This is a genomic window from Leisingera sp. ABM4_060 (genome assembly GCF_056158765.1).
Genome location: NZ_JBSWTX010000001.1, coordinates 1,093,161 through 1,110,753 on the forward strand (window position 1 = coordinate 1,093,161; position 17,593 = coordinate 1,110,753).

The 17,593-nt window shown below is 61.4% G+C and carries 15 protein-coding genes; 7 read left to right on the plus strand and 8 right to left on the minus strand.

Annotated features, from left to right (window positions below; genetic code table 11):
- Positions 1–97 precede the first annotated feature (97 nt).
- Genes ACXAEH_RS05400 through ACXAEH_RS05410 form a run of 3 tightly spaced genes read left to right on the plus strand, consistent with a single transcriptional unit; the run spans position 98 to position 2,159 of the window.
- Positions 98–751, plus strand: coding sequence for an alpha/beta hydrolase (locus ACXAEH_RS05400; RefSeq protein WP_039123655.1), 654 nt, complete (start codon positions 98–100; stop codon positions 749–751).
- A complete protein-coding gene (locus tag ACXAEH_RS05405) occupies positions 751–993 on the plus strand; it encodes a hypothetical protein (RefSeq protein WP_475031443.1) in 243 nt (80 codons plus the stop codon). Before ACXAEH_RS05400 ends, ACXAEH_RS05405 begins: the two co-directional genes overlap by 1 nt.
- A complete protein-coding gene (locus ACXAEH_RS05410; RefSeq protein ID WP_475031444.1) occupies positions 990–2,159 on the plus strand; it encodes an HD domain-containing protein in 1,170 nt (389 codons plus the stop codon). The genes ACXAEH_RS05405 and ACXAEH_RS05410 overlap by 4 nt, the downstream gene beginning before the upstream one ends.
- Here ACXAEH_RS05410 and ACXAEH_RS05415 read toward each other — a convergent pair.
- Positions 2,156–2,938 (minus strand): class II glutamine amidotransferase, encoded by a 783-nt coding sequence (locus ACXAEH_RS05415; protein WP_475031445.1) that lies wholly within the window; start codon positions 2,936–2,938, stop codon positions 2,156–2,158. The two genes, ACXAEH_RS05410 and ACXAEH_RS05415, sit on opposite strands and share 4 nt — an antisense overlap.
- Positions 2,939–3,188: 250 nt before the next feature.
- Here ACXAEH_RS05415 and ACXAEH_RS05420 point away from each other — a divergent pair, with 250 nt between their 5' ends.
- Together ACXAEH_RS05420 and typA are read left to right on the plus strand one after the other, a co-directional pair.
- Positions 3,189–3,524, plus strand: coding sequence for a DMT family transporter (locus tag ACXAEH_RS05420; protein ID WP_475031446.1), 336 nt, complete (start codon positions 3,189–3,191; stop codon positions 3,522–3,524).
- Positions 3,525–3,617: 93 nt separating this feature from the next.
- Positions 3,618–5,438, plus strand: a complete 1,821-nt coding sequence (gene typA, locus ACXAEH_RS05425; RefSeq protein WP_475031447.1) for a translational GTPase TypA — start codon at positions 3,618–3,620, stop codon at positions 5,436–5,438.
- Between the two features lie 39 nt (positions 5,439–5,477).
- Here the strand turns inward: typA and ACXAEH_RS05430 are convergent, their stop codons facing one another.
- From ACXAEH_RS05430 to recA, 4 genes are all read right to left on the minus strand, one after another.
- The gene (locus ACXAEH_RS05430) at positions 5,478–5,960 is read right to left on the minus strand and encodes an MOSC domain-containing protein (RefSeq protein WP_475031448.1); all 483 of its coding nucleotides are present in this window, start codon (positions 5,958–5,960) and stop codon (positions 5,478–5,480) included.
- Positions 5,960–6,247 carry a DUF1330 domain-containing protein gene (locus tag ACXAEH_RS05435; protein WP_475031449.1) on the minus strand — a complete coding sequence of 96 codons (288 nt, stop codon included), beginning with the start codon at positions 6,245–6,247 and terminating at the stop codon, positions 5,960–5,962. Before ACXAEH_RS05435 ends, ACXAEH_RS05430 begins: the two co-directional genes overlap by 1 nt.
- Positions 6,248–6,326: 79 nt before the next feature.
- Positions 6,327–8,978 (minus strand): alanine--tRNA ligase, encoded by a 2,652-nt coding sequence (gene alaS / locus ACXAEH_RS05440; RefSeq protein ID WP_475031450.1) that lies wholly within the window; start codon positions 8,976–8,978, stop codon positions 6,327–6,329.
- Positions 8,979–9,134: 156 nt separating this feature from the next.
- On the minus strand, positions 9,135–10,202 hold the full coding sequence (gene recA / locus ACXAEH_RS05445) for a recombinase RecA (protein WP_475031451.1): 1,068 nt from the start codon (positions 10,200–10,202) through the stop codon (positions 9,135–9,137).
- A gap of 193 nt (positions 10,203–10,395) precedes the next feature.
- Between recA and ACXAEH_RS05450 the strand changes: the two genes are divergently transcribed.
- Positions 10,396–10,995, plus strand: a complete 600-nt coding sequence (locus ACXAEH_RS05450; protein WP_475035526.1) for a gamma-glutamyl kinase — start codon at positions 10,396–10,398, stop codon at positions 10,993–10,995.
- A 38-nt stretch (positions 10,996–11,033) separates the two neighbouring features.
- Here the strand turns inward: ACXAEH_RS05450 and ACXAEH_RS05455 are convergent, their stop codons facing one another.
- The 3 genes from ACXAEH_RS05455 to guaB all read right to left on the minus strand — a co-directional run bounded on the left by ACXAEH_RS05455 (position 11,034) and on the right by guaB (position 16,106).
- Entirely contained in the window at positions 11,034–13,352 is a 2,319-nt protein-coding gene (locus ACXAEH_RS05455; protein ID WP_475031452.1) for an ATP-binding response regulator, read from the minus strand.
- Positions 13,353–13,444: 92 nt separating this feature from the next.
- Positions 13,445–14,620 carry an RsmB/NOP family class I SAM-dependent RNA methyltransferase gene (locus ACXAEH_RS05460; RefSeq protein ID WP_475031453.1) on the minus strand — a complete coding sequence of 392 codons (1,176 nt, stop codon included), beginning with the start codon at positions 14,618–14,620 and terminating at the stop codon, positions 13,445–13,447.
- 37 nt (positions 14,621–14,657) lie between these two features.
- Complete coding sequence (gene guaB / locus ACXAEH_RS05465) at positions 14,658–16,106, minus strand: IMP dehydrogenase (protein ID WP_475031454.1); 1,449 nt, start codon at positions 16,104–16,106, stop codon at positions 14,658–14,660.
- Positions 16,107–16,291: 185 nt separating this feature from the next.
- Between guaB and ACXAEH_RS05470 the strand changes: the two genes are divergently transcribed.
- Positions 16,292–17,473: a CaiB/BaiF CoA transferase family protein gene (locus tag ACXAEH_RS05470; RefSeq protein WP_475031455.1), complete on the plus strand. Its 1,182-nt coding sequence runs from the start codon at positions 16,292–16,294 to the stop codon at positions 17,471–17,473.
- Positions 17,474–17,593 lie beyond the last annotated feature (120 nt).

Sequence of the window (17,593 nt, forward strand, 5' to 3'; positions counted from 1 at the left end):
GCCCGCGCCCCTAATTAGAACTGTTCTAAGATGCCTGACGGAACCCGTCAAGTTTTCTGACGGCAGACCGACAACGAGAGTAGGATTTTAACCGCCCATGCCCGAGGTCATCTTTCCTGGACCCGAAGGCCGCCTCGAAGGCCGCTACCACCCGCAAAAAGAAAAAGACGCCCCCATCGCCATCGTGCTGCACCCGCATCCGCAGTTTGGCGGCACCATGAACAACAAGGTGGTCTACAACCTCCACTATGCGTTCTACAACATGGGCTTCACGGTTCTGCGGTTCAATTTCCGCGGCGTCGGCCGCAGCCAGGGCGAATACGACCAGGGTGTGGGTGAGCTTTCCGATGCAGCCTCGGCGCTGGATTACCTGCAGTCGATGAACTCCAACTCCAAGCATTGCTGGGTTGCGGGTTTTTCGTTTGGCGCCTGGATCGGCATGCAGCTGCTGATGCGCCGCCCGGAGATCACCGGCTTCATCTCGGTGGCTCCGCCCGCCAATATGTATGACTTCTCCTTCCTGGCGCCCTGCCCGTCCTCGGGCCTGATCATCAACGGCACCGCCGACCGTGTGGCACCGCCCGCGGACACCGCCAGCCTGGTTGGCAAGCTGCATGAGCAAAAAGGCATCACCATCACTCATAATGAGATCGAGGGTGCCGATCATTTCTTCCAGGAACCGCATATGGACACGATGATCGGCGATGTGACCGATTACGTGAAGCGCCGCCTGACGGAGAACACCCGCTGATGGGCACGATCGAGACGCTGGCACAAAAACTGGCGGTCGATACACTCAAGGTGCAGGATGCCTGCGGTGAGGAGCGGTTTTATGTGGAGGTGGGCCAGGTGCTTGGCGCTGCCTCCCAGTCGCTCGAAGAGGCATTCCTGACCGAAATCCGCGTGCGCCTGGCAGAACGCAAGGCGCGCGATTTCCTCAATCAGAAAGTCAGCGCACTGCAGGCGCAGCTAGAAGCAAAGGGCGAAGCGTGAGTGACCGGCTGGATGCCCAGTTCGCATTCCTTCTTGAGGCGGACAAGCTCCGCCATGTCGAGCGCCAAAACCTGATCCTGGACTGCAGCCGCTGCGAGAACTCGGCAGAGCACAGCTGGCACCTGGCGCTCTATGCGCTGGTACTGGCGCCCTTTGCCGGTCCGGATGTGGATGTCTTCCGCGCCATCCGGATGCTGCTGCTGCATGACCTGGTGGAGATTGACGCCGGCGATCACCCGATTACCGATGCGGTAGACTGGGAGGCGGTCGCAATTTCTGAGCAAGCCGCTGCCAGGCGCCTTTTCGGCATGTTGCCCGCCGATCAAGGCGCTGAATTTCTTTCCCTCTGGCAGGAATTCGAGGCGGCGGAGAGCCCGGATGCACGCTTTGCCAAACGGGTGGACCACTGTCAGCCGGTTTTTCAAACCCTTTACGGCGCCCAGCCTTTGGACTGGCATGTCGGCGTGGTCCGCCAGAACCTGCACGGCGGCCGCGCGGCGGCGCTGGAGCAGGACTTTCCTGAAGCCTATCATCATGCAAGGTCGCTTTTGGGGGAAGACACTGGATTTGACTGCAGCCCGTTCACAAACCGTCTCGCCTTCCTGAATGAAGCAGACAAGCTCAAGCTGGTCGAACGCGCCTCCAAGCTTGGCGACGGCTCAAGGCATGAAAACTCGGCAGAGCACAGCTGGCACATCATGCTTTACGCTTGGGTGCTGGCAGAGCACAGCACAAACACGGTTGATGTGGACCGGGTACTGCAAATGCTGCTGCTGCACGACCTGGTGGAAATCGACGCAGGCGACGCGCCGATCCACGGTGTGATTGATCCCGATGCGCTGGCCGCGCTGGCCAAGGCAGAGAAGGCCGCGGCCGACCGCCTGTTCGGCATGCTGCCCCAGGAGCAAGGCAAACCGATGCGGAGCATCTGGGAAGAGTTCGAGGCGGCGGAAAGCACTGATGCCACTTTTGCCAAATCCATCGACCGGGTGCAACCGGTGCTGCTGAACCTGCTGAATGGAGGCGGCAGCTGGGTCGACTATGACGTCAGCCTGCCGCAGATCGACGCCCGGGTCGGCAGCAAGGTCAGCCGTGGCGCACCCGGCGTCTGGATCTATGTTCGGGCAAAGATCGAGCCCTGGTTCCGCGGCGCCGGACGACTTTAGGCCAGTTGCGGACGGAAGAGCTGGGTTTTGGCCCCGTCCCGGGTCAGTGTCAGAAACTCCCCGGGCTTCAGCTCATTCCAGGCATGGCCGCTCTGCTCCAGCGGCTCGGAGACCACAGCCCAGCCATTCATGCACGCGCTCCAGCGGTAGTAGACGGTCGGCGCGATCCGGTCCGAAGAATACCGGGCGGCAAACAGCCGTACTCCGTCTGACATCGCCACCGACAGACGCATGTGCGGCGTGGTGCCCCGGGCGCGGGACAGCGCCTCCATCCGGGCCACTGCCCTTTCCAAAGCGCTTTTGGGATCCGCATCCAGGCCCTCGGACAAGGCAAGCAGGAACAGCACCTCGCTATCGGTGGCACCGCGGCGGTATTCATACAGCTCGTCAGGAATGCACATGTCGGCGTGGCGGCGGAAGTTTTCGAACCCGCCCACTTGGCCGTTGTGCATAAAACTCCACCGTCCGGCCGCAAACGGGTGGCAGTTGTTTCGGCTGGTGGCTGAACCAGTTGACGCGCGTACATGCGCCAGAAACAGACCGGATTGGACCTGCCCGGCCACCGCGCGCAGGTTGCAATCTGACCAGGCCGGATAGACATCGCGGTACAGCCCCGGCTCTTCCCGGTGGGCATACCAAGCCACCCCGAACCCGTCGCCGTTTGTCACCGTCTTGGCCTCCGCCGCCTGCTGGCTTTGCACGATCAACGAATGTTCGGGCTTGGAAATGATGTCCTCAAGAAAAATCTCGGATCCGGTGTAGGCAGCCCATCGGCACATGTCTGCAATCCCTTTCCTGCAGCAGGAATGCAGACGGCATTCCCGGGAATTGGTCTAATGATGGAACATACTCCTAAGAATCCCCCCAATCACAGTCCAGTGTGCCCACGCACAAGTATGTGTTCATCTGCTGCAACCTGCGGAAACGGACCAGCCGGTGACGCATCGGGACTTCCCCGCGGCATGAAGATCGGATAGGCGGGGAGCATGGGCCCGCGGGAAGACCGTAGCACGGATGAGGGAGGCAGAGATGCCGATTCACTACTTTTATCTGATCATTGCGGTGGCGGCTGAGACCATCGGCACCACGGCCCTGCAAGCCAGCCAGCAGTTTACCAGACTGGGGCCGTCGCTGATCGTCCTGGTCGCCTATGGCTTTTCCTTCTACATGATGGGGCTGACGTTGAAGTTCATGCCGGTGGGCATTGTCTACGCCATCTGGTCCGGCCTTGGCATTCTGCTGATTGCGGTGATTGCCTTCTTTGTCTTCGGGCAAAAGCTGGATCTGCCCGCCGTCATCGGTATGGTTCTGATCATGTCCGGCATCGTCATCATCCACCTGTTTTCCAAGTCCTCGGGCCACTGATCCGCATTTGCGCAGGCTTAAGGCGGTTTTCCTCTGGCCTTTGTGCGGGGTTCGGGCTATGCGCGGCGCAACTTCCTTACAAAGGCGAACGTCATGGACTTGCGCAACATTGCGATCATTGCTCACGTTGACCACGGCAAAACCACCCTGGTCGACGAGCTGCTGAAACAATCCGGCGCCTTCCGCGAAAACCAGGCTGTGGCGGAACGCGCCATGGACAGCAACGATCTGGAGCGCGAGCGCGGCATCACCATTTTTGCCAAGCCGACCTCGGTCGAGTGGAACGGCACCCGGATCAATATCGTCGACACCCCCGGCCACGCCGACTTTGGCGGCGAAGTGGAACGTATCCTGTCGATGGTCGACGGCGTGGTGCTGCTGGTGGACGCCGCTGAAGGCCCGATGCCGCAGACCAAATTCGTGACCTCCAAGGCGCTGGCCCTGGGCCTGCGCCCGATCGTGGTGCTGAACAAAGTCGACAAGCCGGATGCCGAACCCGACCGGGCGCTGGACGAATGCTTTGATCTCTTTGCCTCGCTGGACGCCACCGAGGACCAGCTGGACTTCCCGCATATGTATGCCTCTGGCCGCAATGGCTGGGCCGACAATGAGCTCGACGGCCCCCGCAAGGACCTGAGCGCGCTGTTCAACCTGATCGTGAACCACGTGCCCGAGCCCAAGCAGGTGAAGAAGCAGAACGACGATTTCCGCATGCTGGCCACCACTCTGGGCAGCGACCCCTTTGTGGGCCGTCTGCTGACCGGCCGTGTCGAGACCGGCACCCTGAAGGTCGGTGCCACCGTGCAGGCAATCTCCCGCATCGGCCAGAAGATCGAGCAATTCCGCGTGACCAAAATCCAGGCCTTCCGCGGTCTGGCCCAGCAGGACATCGAAGAAGCCCAGGCAGGCGACATCGTCTCCATCGCCGGTATGTCCAAGGCCACCGTGGCTGATACCATCTGCGCACTGGCTGTCGACGAGCCGCTGGACGCCCAGCCGATCGACCCGCCGACCATCACCGTGACCTTTGGCATCAACGACAGCCCGCTGGCCGGCCGTGACGGCAAAAAAGTGCAGTCCCGCGTGATCCGCGACCGGCTGATGAAAGAAGCCGAGTCCAACGTTGCCATCAAAATCGCCGACACCCCAGGCGGCGAGGCATTCGAGGTCTCCGGCCGCGGCGAACTTCAGATGGGCGTTCTGATCGAGAACATGCGCCGCGAAGGGTTCGAGCTGTCGATCTCGCGCCCGCAGGTGATCATGCGCGAGGAAGACGGCCAGAAGATGGAGCCGATCGAAGAAGCCACCATCGACGTGGACGACGAATACTCCGGCGCGGTGATCGAAAAGCTGACCGGCGCCCGCAAGGGTGAGCTGGTCGAGATGAAGCCCGCAGGCGCAGGCAAGACCCGCATCATCGCCCACGTCCCTTCGCGCGGGCTCATTGGCTATCACGGCGAATTCCTGACCGACACCCGGGGCACCGGCGTGCTCAACCGCGTGTTCCACGGCTGGGCCCCGCACAAAGGCGCCATTCCGGGCCGCCGCGCAGGCGTGCTGATCTCAATGGAGAACGGCCAGTCTGTGGCTTACGCGCTGTGGAACTTGGAAGACCGCGGCAAGATGATGATCGGCGCCCAGGCCGACATCTACACCGGCATGATCATCGGCGAGCACTCCCGCGACAACGACCTGGAAGTGAACCCGCTGAAAGGCAAGAAGCTGACCAACGTGCGCGCCTCCGGCTCGGACGAGGCTGTGCGCCTGACCACTCCGATGACCCTGTCGCTGGAAGAGGCGATTGCCTATATCAACGACGACGAACTGGTCGAGGTGACGCCGAACAACGTGCGCCTGCGCAAGCGCTACCTGGACCCGCATGAGCGCAAGCGGATGTCCAAGGCCAGCGCCTAACGAATAGAAAACGGCGGCAGAAAAATCTGCCGCCGTTTTTCATTCTGGATCCGTCAGATGGGTGACGCTGCCGCCCAGGGCCACTCTGCCGGGCTGAAGCACCTCGGCATACCAGCCGCCATGCCCGCGCATTGCGTTATAGCCACCGTGGCCCAGCACCTCCTCCATCCGCGAACAGGGCGGACAAGGGCCGGAGATCTGTAGAACAACGCTGCCAATCTGCAGCCTGGCTTTGCGCAACGCGGCCAGGTTGATACCCGAAATCAGAAAGTTCCGGCGCAGTTGGTCCGGCTGAACAGCGTCAAGCCCTGCCAATGCAGCAATCACCGGCAAATGCTCAGCTTGGATCAAAGTGACTGCGCGCTTGCCTTGTTTGCCGTGATCTCCGTCCAGACCAGCCAGCGAAATGTCAACGGCTTCAGGTGCCAGCACATCTTCGCGCCGCCCGGGACGCACGCCGATCCACGCTACCCAGCCCTGGCCTGAGTGGCGTTTCAACATTTCCGCAAATGCGGTGACCATTATTCGGAGGTTTCCACCACCATCAGCTCGCGCTCGGAAGCTCCGCGCGCGTGGCTCAGTGCTTCCTGATACTCCGGGCTGTGATAGCAATCGACTGCCGCGTCGACACTCGGGAACTTGGCAACCACATTGCGCGGCCGCTCCTTGCCCTCGAGCTGCACAAACCGGCCGCCGCGGGCGATGAACGTGCCGCCGTGTTTGGCGATGGCCGGGCCCGCCAGCTCTGCATATTTGCCATAGGCATCGGCGTCGGTAACGGTCACATGTGCAATCCAAAGCGCGGGCATCGGAGCCTCCCAAGGTTATGGTCTTTCCGGCAGCCTAAGGCTTTTGCCGGAAAGACCAAGCATTTTTTTGACCAAACGGTCAGCCTGCCAGAACAGCCTCGGCAGCCTTGATCGCTTCCTCGGCACCAGAGAAGTCCTTACCGCCGCCCTGGGCCATATCCGGGCGGCCGCCGCCGCCCTTGCCGCCGACAGCCGGCACCGCGGCTTTCAGAACGTCCACGGCGGAAATGTCGCCGGTCAGATCGTCAGTCACACCCGCAGCCACAGCCACTTTACCGTCGTCTTCAGCAATCAGCAGGATCACACCAGAGCCAAGGTTCTGTTTGTGCTTGTCGATCAGACCGCGCAGGTCCTTGCCGGACACGCCCTGCAGAGCCTGGGCCAGGAACTTCTTGCCGTTGACGTCCTTGGCCTCGGCGCCGCCCCCGGAGCCGCCGCCCATGGCGATCTGCTGCTTCAGGTTGGAAATCTCGTTCTGAAGCGCCTTGCGTTCGTCCATCATCGCCTTGAGACGGTCCATCACGTCGGCAGGCTGCGCCTTCAGCGCGCCGGCAACTTCAGCCATCCGGCCCGCTTCGCGTTCCAGATGCGCAAACGCGGCGGCCCCTGTCAGCGCCTCGATCCGGCGCACGCCAGCGGAGGATGCACTGTCACCGAGGATCACAAATGTGCCGATGTCACCGGTCTGCTTCACATGAGTGCCGCCGCAAAGCTCAATCGAATAGGTCTCACCATCGTGGCCCTTGCCGGTCGGCGCGCGGCCCATGGAAACCACGCGGACCTCTTCGCCGTATTTCTCGCCAAACAGCGCCTGGGCGCCAAGTTCGCGGGCGTCATCCGGGGTCATGATCCGGGTGGACACAGGCGTGTTTTGACGGATGAAATCATTCACTTCCGCACCGACCTTGGAGAGTTCCTCAGCGCTCATTGCTTTGTTGTGGCTAAAGTCAAACCGCAAACGGTCGGCGGCATTCAGCGAGCCCTTCTGTGCCACATGCTCCCCCAGCGCGTTGCGCAGCGCTTCGTGCAGCAGGTGTGTGGCCGAGTGGTTGGCCCGGATCTGGCTGCGGCGTACGTGGTCCACTTCCATCGCAGCGCCATGGCCAACGGTGATCTCGCCTTCGGTCACTTCGGCGATGTGCAGGAACAGGCCCTCCACTTTCTTGGTGTCTGTGATACGGGCCGCGCCGCCCTCAACAGTCAGCACGCCAATGTCACCAACCTGGCCGCCGCTTTCACCGTAAAATGGCGTCTGGTTCAGGATGATCTGTACCATGGCGCCCTTGGCGGCGGACGGCACCTGCGCGCCGTCCTTGACGATGGCCATGATCTGGCCTTCGGCCTTCTCGGTCTCATAGCCCAGGAAATCCGTGGTGCCGGCCGCGTCGACGATGTCGAAGTAGACCTTCACATCCGCCGCTTCACCCAGGCCAATGCCGCCAGCGCGGGACTTCTCTTTCTGCTCTTTCATCGCAGCATCGAAACCATCGGTGTCGACCTCGATCTCCTTGGCGCGCAGGGCGTCCTGGGTCAGGTCGAGCGGGAAGCCATAGGTGTCATACAGCTTGAACGCAGTTTCACCCGGCAGCACGTCGCCCTGCCCCAGGTCGGCGGAGGCCTCGTCCAGCAGTTTCAGACCGCGGTCCAAGGTCTTGAGGAAGCGGGTTTCTTCCTGCTCAAAGGTTTCCTCGATCAGTGCCTGGCCTTGGCCAAGCTCCGGATAGGCCGCGCCCATCTTCTGGACCAGAGACGGCACCAGCTTATGCATAACCGGATCGATGGCGCCCAGCAGCGAGGCGTGGCGCATCGCGCGGCGCATGATCCGGCGCAACACATAGCCGCGGCCTTCGTTTGAGGGCAGCACGCCTTCGGCAATCAGGAAGGAGCAGGAGCGCAGGTGATCGGCGATCACCCGGTGATGCACGTTCTGGTCGCCAAACGGGTCGGTATTCGTGACATTTGCCGAGGCTTCGATCAGCGATTTGAACAGGTCGGTTTCATAGTTGTCGTGGGTGCCCTGCAACAGCGCCGCAATCCGCTCCAATCCCATGCCGGTGTCGATCGACTGCATCTCCAGATCCACCATCGAGCCATCGGCGAACCTCTCGTTCTGCATAAAGACGAGGTTCCAGATCTCAATAAAGCGGTCGCCGTCTTCCTCAGGCGAGCCCGGAGGGCCGCCCCAGATGTGCTCGCCGTGGTCATAGAAGATCTCGGTGCAGGGGCCGCAGGGGCCGGTGTCGCCCATCTGCCAGAAGTTGTCGGAGGTCGCGATGCGGATAATCCGGTCCTCCGGCACGCCCATCTTCTTCCAGATTTCAAAGGCCTCATCGTCTGTGTGATAGACGGTGGTGTACAGCCGGTCCTTCGGAATATCGAATTCCTTGGTGATCAGTTCCCAGGCAAAGGGGATCGCCTCGTGCTTGAAGTAATCGCCAAAGGAAAAGTTGCCAAGCATTTCAAAGAACGTGTGGTGGCGCGCGGTGTAGCCGACGTTGTCGAGATCGTTGTGCTTGCCGCCCGCGCGCACGCATTTCTGCGAGGTGGTCGCGCGCTTGTAGTCGCGGGTCTCCACCCCGGTGAAGCAGTTCTTGAACTGAACCATGCCCGAGTTGGTGAACATCAGGGTCGGGTCATTGCGGGGCACCAGCGGGCTGGAGTCCACCACTTGGTGACCTTGTTGGCCAAAGTAGTTCAGAAAGGTAGAGCGGATATCGTTGAGCGTCGGCATGTGCGGGATCTCTTGCGGGCTTAAAAAAGCGTTCCGGGCAGGTTTACCCGCCCGCCGGCTCACTGTCCACAGCGGGAAGCGGCATGGCCCTGCGAAAAAGGGCGCAGCCTGCGCCACGCCCTGATATTCCCTGGATTTGATCAGATTGTCCGGCGCTTAGGCCTCAAGGATGTCGTCTGCATCACCCACATCAGGACGCTCAAACTCCAGCCCGTGGGCGGCGCGGATCTTGTCCTCGATGTCATAAGCAACAGAGGCGTTTTCCCGCAGGAAAACCTTGGCATTCTCCCGGCCCTGACCGATCCGCTCATCCCCGTAGGAGAACCAGGCACCCGACTTGTTCACGACCCCTGCCGCAACGCCGAGATCCAGCAACTCGCCCATCTTGGAGATGCCTTCGCCATACATGATGTCGAATTCCACCTGCTTGAACGGCGGCGCCACCTTGTTCTTGACCACCTTCACGCGGGTCGAGTTGCCGACCACCTCGTCCCGGTCCTTGATCGCGCCGATGCGGCGGATGTCCAAGCGGACGGAGGAGTAGAATTTCAGTGCATTGCCGCCGGTTGTGGTTTCGGGCGAACCGAACATCACGCCGATCTTCATGCGGATCTGGTTGATGAAGATCACCATGCATTTGGAGCGGCTGATGGAGCCGGTCAGCTTGCGCATTGCCTGGCTCATCAGGCGCGCCTGCACACCGACGTTGCTGTCGCCCATGTCGCCCTCAAGCTCGGACTTCGGTGTCAGTGCCGCCACCGAGTTGACGATGACCATATTGACCGCACCGGAGCGCACCAGCGTGTCGGTAATCTCCAGCGCCTGTTCGCCAGTGTCGGGCTGCGAGATCAGCAGTTCGTCCAGGTCAACACCCAGCTTGGCCGCATACTGCGGGTCCAGCGCGTGTTCTGCGTCAACGAACGCGCAGACGCCGCCCTTCTTCTGCTGTTCTGCGATGCAATGCAGCGTCAGCGTCGTTTTACCGGAGCTTTCCGGGCCATAGATTTCGATGATCCGGCCCATCGGCAGGCCGCCGATTCCCAATGCGATGTCCAGCCCCAGAGAACCGGTCGAGCTCGCCTCGATCTCCTGCATGGCATTGCCGTCGCCAAGCTTCATGATCGAGCCCTTGCCGAACTGCCGCTCAATCTGGGCAAGCGCGCTGTCCAGCGCCTTTTGCTTGTCACCACTTACTTTATTTTTCATGGTCAAAAGATCCGCCATAGTCCCTTGTCCTTTTCTATGTGTCACACACCGGGGCGCGCGGCAATCACTGCTTTGTTCACCTCTTGTTCCTTATGAGATCAAAAAGAGAACATTGCAACCCAAAATCTGATGTACCCACATCAAGGCCAGGGTGTTAAAGATTGGTTTATGGTTAAAGCCGAGCAAGAAATTTTACCGGGCAGTTAACGGAATGATGATATTTTTCAAGGAACGGCTGGCCTTGCTGTCTGTTCCCAAGACTGGCACCACAGCCTTTCATGCCGCATTGCGCAACCGGGCGGACCTGGTGATTTCCGGCCCGCCAGAGCTGAAGCATGCCCCGCTCTACCGATATAACCGGTGGATCCGGCCGATGTATGAACGGGTTTGCGGAGCGGAGCTGGAAGTCGCAGCCGTCATGCGGGAACCGGTCAGCTGGCTGGGCAGCTGGTACAGGTACCGACAAAGACCAAGCCTGGACGGCAGGCCGAACTCGACCAAGGGCGTCAGCTTCGAGGAATTCCTGCATGCCTACTGCAAGGGCAAGCCGCCAAGTTTTGCAAATGTCGGAAGCCAGGCCAAGTTTCTGGAAGCCCAGCCGAATGGCTGCAAGGTCAGCCATCTGTTCCGCTACGAGGATCAGGACAAGCTAAAGACGTTTCTTGAGCAGCGCCTGCAGCAGGAGATTTTTCTGGAGCGCAAGAATATCAGCCCCAAAGGCGACCTCGTGCTGAGCCCCGGGGCGGAAGCGCATCTGCGGCACAAGCGCCCGGCGGAGTTTGAGCTCTACGAGTTAATACTCCTGCGCTGAACAAGAAAGCCGCCAGTCCCGGCGGCTTTCTTAAGGGGTCAGTGCAGCTGAGCGTGCACCGTTTCAGTGAGTTGATTGAGAGAAAACGGTTTGGGCAGGAATACCGAGTTCGGCACATCCGGGTCAGCTTCGCCAAAGGCGCCTTCGGCATACCCCGAGACAAACACCACCCTTGTATCGGGCCGCTCTTTCAGTGCTTCACGCACCCAGCTGGGGCCATCCATGCCAGGCATGACAACGTCGGTCACAAAGACGTCCACGGTCAGGCCCGGATCCTCCAGCGTGCGCAGCGCATCCTCGGCAAATTCGGCTTCCAGAACCGTATAGCCGCGCATGCGCAACGCTCGGGACGCAAAGGCGCGCACTGGCGCCTCGTCTTCAACCAGCAGCACCACGCCTTCGCCATGCTGGCTAGCCGATGCTGCCTTGTCGTCAGTCTCGGCAGGTGTCTCGACCACCGCCTGTTCAGCCTGCTGTTTGAACACAGGAAAAAACAAGGTGAATTGGGTGCCGTGGCCCTTGACCGAGTCGACAAAAATATAACCGCCGGTCTGTTTGATGATGCCATATGCGGTCGAGAGGCCCAGCCCGGTGCCTTCGCCGGTGCGCTTGGTTGTGTAGAAAGGCTCAAACACTTTTTGCAGCTTGTCCGGCGCAATCCCGACGCCTTCGTCCGAAACCTTGACCGTCACCCAATCCCCTGAAGGCACGGTCGCACGGTCGCGTTCCAGCGGTTTGTCCAGAGAGATCACTTCGGTTTCGACACGGATTTCGCCGCCCTGCGGCATCGCATCACGCGCATTCACCACAAGGTTCATTAGAACCTGCTCAAGCTGCCGCTTGTCGGCGCGGATCGACTTCATCACCGGATCGTGGCTGAGGGTCAGGGTGACCTTCTCGCCGACCAGACGGTTCAGCAGATGGGTCAGGTCCGAGAGCGTGTCGCGCACATCCAGGATTTCCGGCTGCAGTGTCTGCTTGCGCGAGAACGCCAGCAGCTGGCTGACCAGCGAGGCGGCCCGGTTGGCATTTTCATGGATCTGGATCAGGTCGCCATAGTCCTGGTCGCCCTGGTCATGGCGCAGAAGCAGCAGATCGCAATGGCCCGAGATCGCCGTCAGCAAGTTGTTGAAGTCATGCGCCACACCGCCGGCCAGCTGGCCGATCGCCTGCATCTTCTGGCTTTGCACAAATTGCGCTTCCAGCGTCTTCAGTTCGGTCGCGTCGTTCAAGACCGCAATCAGCACCGGAGTGCCCTCTTCCACAACGCGCGTGAGCGTCACCTGGACAAAAACTTCCTTGTCCGCACGCGACAGGCGCAGGAACTCGGACTTGTTCGGCGCAAGCCCGTCCGCCGTATCGCGCAGCCAGTCGGACATCGGGCGGCCAAGGCCCTCCATCAGCTGGCCCAGTTTCAGGTTCGCACAGCTATCAACCCCCAATAGGCGCAGGGCCATCCGGTTTGTTGTCAGGATCTCGCCCGTCGGCGCAACCTTCAGGAACGGCACCGGCAGCGCTTCAAGCCCGGCCTGAGCGGAATCGAACCCGGTCTCATCCACCTCCATCAGGAACAACTCGCTGCGCCCCTGGGTGCGGTTCTTTTCGCTGACGAGCACCTGAACCGGACCGGTTTTGGTGCTGAGCGTGTTGATTTGCCCGGGCAGAACCGGAAGCGAAGGGAACAGCCGGTCGGTGGACTTTACCCGTTCGCCAATCAGGCCGCGGGCGGCTTCATTCATGAACAGGACCGCTCCAGTGCGGCCGACGGTGATCATCGGAACCGGCATCGTTTCCGCTCCGCGCCCATTGCCACCGCGGTCCAGGATGTCCTCCACCCGCCACAGGAAGCTTCCGCCATTCATCTGGTGCACCGCCAGCCGCACTTGGCCGCGCCGGGTCACGATGTCCTCGCGTGCTGCGCCGTCGACCCTAGCCCGGCTCTGCAGCCGGTAGAGCACCGCTGAGGGGTTCGCCAGCACCGAGCGCAGTGTTCCTGCTAGCGTTTCGCGGCTGGCATCCTGAAACCGCTTAACAGCAGCACCGTTGCAGGCGTGGATCACCCCGTCGTCATCGGTGACAAAGCTTGGCGTGGCATCCTTCTCGATGAAACCGGTCAGCAGCTCCGCAGCCATCGCCCGCGCATTCAACCGGACCCGGGTCTGGATCACCATCAGAACCGCCACTGCCATCAGCGTCAGCCCGACCATCACGAAACCGCGGCCGATCCACTCCGGCAACGGCAGCAGCCAGGGGCCGAACAGCAAAATCAAGGCAAGCAGCACAATTGCTGCCAGCCTGGCATGTTCAGGCGCGTACACCCGCAATTCCGGAACGGAGGTTTCTTGGCGCACGGACATTACGGCTCCATCAACAGTGCTTGATGCCGCCATAACGCGGCGGTTTTGGTTAAAACCACGTTAAGAAACACAACGGTTTTCCAGCGTGAAGCCTAACAACCGCCTTTTGTATGCGTCAACACGGCAACGTAGAAACCGTCCGTGCCGTTTTGTACCTGCCAGCCTTGCTCTGCGGCAAGAAACCACTCCTGGCTCTCCCGGATAAACTGTTGAACCTGTTCGCTATTTTCAGCAATTAGCATTGAGCAGGTCGCATAGGCCAATGTGCCCCCCGGCGCCACCAGGCGGGCCGCTTTGCGCAATATTTCCGATTGCGTCTGTTGCAACGCCTGCAGGTCCTCTCGGGTCAGACGCCATTTGCCTTCAGGCGAGCGCCGCCAGGAACCAGAGCCGGAACAAGGCACGTCGCACAGGACCAGGTCAAACGGAGCATTGCGCGCCAGCATCGAGCTTTCCAGGAGCGAAACCTTGGCACCCGCCCGTGCCGCACGCTCCGGCAGATCCTTCATGCGTCTCGGGTCGGCGTCATGGGCAAAGACATCAAGCTTGGCCTGAGCTGCCATCGCCAGGCTTTTGCCGCCGCCGCCAGCACAATAGTCCAGAACCGTCATGCCATTCCGAAGCGGCAGCTTCTCCACCACCGCCTGGCTGGCGGCGTCCTGCAGTTCCACCAGCCCGGTTTGATAGGGTTTGGAATTGCGCAGCTTGCGGGAACCTTCAGTGATTTCCAAAGCGGTTGCAGCGACGGGATGCGGCTGAGCGGCGACTCCCGCGACCTCCAGCGCTGCCTGCGCTTTCTGCAAGGAGCCCTTGGCCGTGTTTACCCGCAGATGCACCGGTGCCCGGCTGCGCAGGGCACGGGCGGCGGCCTCTGCCTGATTACCCAGGCTGCTGCTGAACTCAGGCCAGAGCCAATCCGGGATGTCCAGGGCCTCAGCCCCTTCGGGCGCAGCAGGCGACTGCCGCTCCTGCCCGGTCAGCGGCGACGGGGCATGGCCCTCACCGGTGAAGAATTCCTCCGGGTCCAGCCCAGCCTCACGCACGGCGCCCAGGATCAATCCGCGGCCGCTGCGGGCACCGCCAAGTGCTGCGTGCGACCGCAGGCAGCGCAGCGCGGTGAACACATGGTCGCGCACTGCGGCCCGGTCCTTGGAACCGGCAAAGCGGCTCCGCCGTCCCCATGACGTCAGCGCTTTTTCGGCGGGCGCGCCTGCCAGCACCTGGTCCAGGATTTCGATGGCCGCCTGCAGGCGGGCGGCGGGGGTCATGCCCCTGCCCTCTTCTTACAAGCGGCCTGCATGGCTCTTAACCCACCCGGTAGTTCGGCGCTTCGCGGGTGATCTGCACGTCATGGACGTGGCTTTCCTTCAGGCCGGCACCGGTGATGCGGACAAAATTGCAGTTCTTGCGCATCTCGTCGACGGTGGCGCAGCCGGTATAGCCCATTGCCGCACGCAAGCCGCCCACCAGCTGGTGGATCACCGCATTGGCGCCGCCCTTGTAGGGCACCTGGCCTTCAATGCCTTCCGGCACCAGCTTGTCGCTGGCCGCATCCTTCTGGAAATACCGGTCGGCCGAGCCGCGCGCCATGGCGCCCATCGAGCCCATGCCGCGGTAGGATTTGAAGGACCGGCCCTGATAGAGGATCACTTCACCCGGGGATTCATCGGTGCCCGCAATCATCGAGCCCACCATGGCGCAGGACGCACCGGCCGCAATCGCCTTGGCGAAATCGCCAGAGAACTTGATGCCGCCGTCAGCGATGACAGGAATATCGCCGGCAGCTGCGGCGCAATCCATGATCGCGGTCAGCTGCGGCACACCCACGCCGGCCACCATGCGGGTGGTGCAGATCGAACCCGGGCCGATGCCCACTTTCACGGCGTCAGCGCCCGCATCAATCAGCGCCTTTGTGGCTTCTGCAGTGGCCACGTTACCGGCAATCACCTGAACAGAGCTGGACAGTGCCTTGACCCGTTTCACCGCTTCGATCACGCCAGCGGAATGACCGTGCGCGGTGTCCACCACGACGATGTCTACACCGGCGTCGATCAGCGCCTCGGAACGGGCAAAACCGCTGTCACCAACCGAACTTGCGGCAGCTACGCGCAGACGGCCCAGTTCATCCTTGCAGGCAGTGGGGTTCAGAACCGCCTGTTCAGTGTCCTTCAAGGTCAGCAGACCAGTCAGCTTGCCTTCGCCATCAGTGACCAGCAGCTTTTCGATCCGGCGCGCCTTCATCAGCGACTTGGCTTCCTCCAGATCGGCCGGCTCCTGCAGCATGGCCAGGTTGTCGGAGGTCATCATCACCGAGACCGGCGTGCTGTCATCGGAGGCAAAGCGCATGTCGCGGTTGGTCACGATGCCCAGAACACGGCCCGAGCCGTCGACAACCGGGAAACCTGTCACCCGGTAGCGTTCCTGCAGCGCCTTGGCGTCGGCCAGAGTCTGATCCGCCGTCAGCGTGATCGGGTTGTAAACGATGCCGGAGACAAAGCGCTTGACCCGGCGCACCTGGCGGGCCTGCTCCTCGGTATCCAGGTTCTTGTGGATCACGCCCATGCCGCCGGCCTGCGCCATCGCAATCGCCATCCGTGCCTCGGTCACGGTGTCCATTGCCGAACTCAGCAGCGGAATGTTCAGCGACACCGACCGCGTCACCCGGGTGCGGGTATCGGCGGTGTTGGGCAGCACGCTGGACGCGCCCGGCACCAGAAGAACGTCATCAAAGGTGAGAGCCTCACGAATTTGCATTTGTCATCCCCATGCATAACCCCGTTTGGCGGTGACCCTATGGCACAGAAAGCCGCGGGGGAAAAGAGGCCCGGGCCAGAATTCCTGCAGTGCAGAAAAACTCTTGGGTGCGGCTGATCTGGGTCAAGGCGCCCCGCAAGTGGCGGCGTATCAGAAAAGCTGAGGAAACAGTGTAGGATTTAGCCATGCCCGGCCCGCTGAACAACATCACCGTTCTGGACCTGACCCATGTGCTGGCGGGTCCCTATTGCTCGATGATCCTGTCGGATCTCGGCGCCCGGGTGATCAAGGTGGAACGCCCCGGCGGGGGCGACGACACCCGTGCCTTTCCGCCGTTCAAGGACGGCGAAAGCGCCTATTTCGCCACCATCAACCACGGCAAGCAAAGCATCGCGCTGGACGTGAAGGCGGCGGAAGACCGCGCGGTGTTCGAACGGCTGCTGGCGCAGGCGGATGTGCTGCTGGAGAACTACCGCCCCGGGGTGATGCAAAGGCTCGGCTATGGCTGGCAGGACCTGCACGCTAAACACCCGCGGTTGATCTATGGCGCGGTGTCGGGGTTTGGCCATACCGGACCGGATGCCCTCAAACCGGCCTATGACATGGTGGTACAGGCCCGCGGCGGGGTTATGTCAATCACCGGCGAAAAGAACCGTGAGCCTGTGCGGGTCGGTGCCTCGATCGGCGATATCGTGGCAGGCATGTTCCTGGGCCACGGTATTCTTGCAGCTCTACTGGAGGTTCAGCAGACCGGTGAAGGCAAATTCGTCGATGTTGCCATGCTGGACAGCCAGCTGGCACTGCTGGAACACGCGATTGCAATCACTTCGGTTACGGGAGACGCGCCGCAGCCCTCTGGCGCCCGGCATCCGTCAATCACTCCGTTTGAAACCTTCCATGCCTCAGACGGGCTGTTTGTGATTGCAGCTGGGAACGACGCGCTTTTTACCAAGCTCTGCACGGTGCTGCAGTTGCCGCTTGCCCAGGACCCCCGCTTTGCCACCAATCCGGCGCGCTGCGAGAATGCCCGGCTACTGAAGCGGTTGATCGAAGCTGTGACCCTGGGCGGCAGCACAGACCACTGGATCGCCTTGCTCTCGGAAGCTGGCATTCCAACCGGGCCGATCCAATCCATGGACCAGGTGCTTGAGGATCCGCAGATCCTTGCCCGCAATATGGTTGTAAGCGTGCTGGGGGAAGATGGAAACGCCACCTATACCGCCGCCGGAAACCCGATCAAGATGAGCGGTTTGCCGGATCCTGCCACCCGCCCCTCTGCGCCCCGGCTGGATGGCAACCGGGCAGAGATTCTGTCGTGGCTGAAAGAGGTTGAAACCCGGCAAGGATCCAAGCCGCCAGACCGTTGAAAACCCGCATCCCAAGGTCATCAAAAATTCAAAAATGGCGCCGGCAGACGGGAAAATGCCGCCCTTTGCCTTTCGCTTGCCGCAAAAGCCCATATGCTCCGCCTAAATTGCGGAATGAGA

Coding starts and splice junctions, on each gene's coding strand:
- ACXAEH_RS05415 (WP_475031445.1), bottom strand. CDS start 2,938: ATGTGCCGATGGGCTGCCTACACCGGATCCGAGATTTTTCTTGAGGAC.
- ACXAEH_RS05435 (WP_475031449.1), bottom strand. CDS start 6,247: ATGCCCGCGCTTTGGATTGCACATGTGACCGTTACCGACGCCGATGCC.
- ACXAEH_RS05400 (WP_039123655.1), top strand. CDS start 98: ATGCCCGAGGTCATCTTTCCTGGACCCGAAGGCCGCCTCGAAGGCCGC.
- guaB (WP_475031454.1), bottom strand. CDS start 16,106: ATGCAAATTCGTGAGGCTCTCACCTTTGATGACGTTCTTCTGGTGCCG.
- recA (WP_475031451.1), bottom strand. CDS start 10,202: ATGGCGGATCTTTTGACCATGAAAAATAAAGTAAGTGGTGACAAGCAA.
- ACXAEH_RS05455 (WP_475031452.1), bottom strand. CDS start 13,352: ATGTCCGTGCGCCAAGAAACCTCCGTTCCGGAATTGCGGGTGTACGCG.
- ACXAEH_RS05470 (WP_475031455.1), top strand. CDS start 16,292: ATGCCCGGCCCGCTGAACAACATCACCGTTCTGGACCTGACCCATGTG.
- ACXAEH_RS05420 (WP_475031446.1), top strand. CDS start 3,189: ATGCCGATTCACTACTTTTATCTGATCATTGCGGTGGCGGCTGAGACC.
- ACXAEH_RS05430 (WP_475031448.1), bottom strand. CDS start 5,960: ATGGTCACCGCATTTGCGGAAATGTTGAAACGCCACTCAGGCCAGGGC.
- typA (WP_475031447.1), top strand. CDS start 3,618: ATGGACTTGCGCAACATTGCGATCATTGCTCACGTTGACCACGGCAAA.
- ACXAEH_RS05460 (WP_475031453.1), bottom strand. CDS start 14,620: ATGACCCCCGCCGCCCGCCTGCAGGCGGCCATCGAAATCCTGGACCAG.
- ACXAEH_RS05405 (WP_475031443.1), top strand. CDS start 751: ATGGGCACGATCGAGACGCTGGCACAAAAACTGGCGGTCGATACACTC.
- alaS (WP_475031450.1), bottom strand. CDS start 8,978: ATGCCGACGCTCAACGATATCCGCTCTACCTTTCTGAACTACTTTGGC.
- ACXAEH_RS05450 (WP_475035526.1), top strand. CDS start 10,396: ATGATGATATTTTTCAAGGAACGGCTGGCCTTGCTGTCTGTTCCCAAG.